Consider the following 895-nt stretch of genomic DNA (forward strand, 5'->3'; position numbering starts at 1 on the left):
CCACTCAACAAAATTCGCTTTCCATGGGCGAAGTTCCGGAAAACAAAAGCAGGGATCAAGCTTCATTTAAATCTCTGTTATCTGGATAAAGACAATCAATATCCAGAGCATTTTACCCTCACCAATGCCGAAGAACATGACCGGAATCACTTCGAATGCTTGGTGAATAAAACGGAAGCCACCTATGTCGTGGACCGTGGTTATTTTGATTACAAGCTGCTGGACCGCTTGCACAATGACGGGTATTTCTTTGTGACCCGGACAAAATCGAATACAACGATCACCGTCTTAGAACAAATTGAACTCACGAAGCGAAAGACGCCAGATGGCCAAATCATCAGTGATCAGCACGTTATTTTAGGCGGCGGAAACAATCATGTCACCGAACGTTTTCGACTGGTGACTGTTTTGACGAAAGGCCAACGTCTCTTGCGCATCGTGACCAATCGTTTTGATGTTTCACCAACTGAAGTAGCCGATATGTATCAGGCGCGCTGGCAGATAGAGCTGTTCTTCAAGCATTTAAAACAGAATCTAACAATCAAGCAGCTTTACTCACGAAGCGAACAAGGCGCGATCAACCAAGTGATTCTTACGCTGATTGCGACATTATTAACCTATCTCATCAAGATCGAACTGAATTCAACAGCGACACTTTTTCAACTGAAACGTTCTTTTCATTATCTGCGTTTTGAATCCGCAGAAATCTGGTTAGAACGGCATCGACCCGGATGATTTTGACTAGATAAGTTGTCGTCACTATTCGAATTCAGTTAAATAGGCACAAAAATTTTCTGGAAAAAAGTCATCCTCTGCGTCAGCATTCGACTTTTTGGAAATTTTAGCGAAAGATAGTTTTCAGATTATTCTGACTATATTTACGCAACACTAGTAA

General features: G+C 41.9%; 1 protein-coding gene. It reads left to right on the forward strand.

All coding sequences use genetic code 11. The features are described 5' to 3' along the window. Nucleotides 1-735: IS4 family transposase (locus AC4J95_RS21090; protein WP_494551550.1), on the forward strand; the 735-nt coding region annotated here is incomplete at its 5' end. Between the last annotated feature and the right edge of the window lie 160 nt (nt 736-895).

This window comes from Enterococcus sp. GPZ-007 (genome assembly GCF_059374735.1).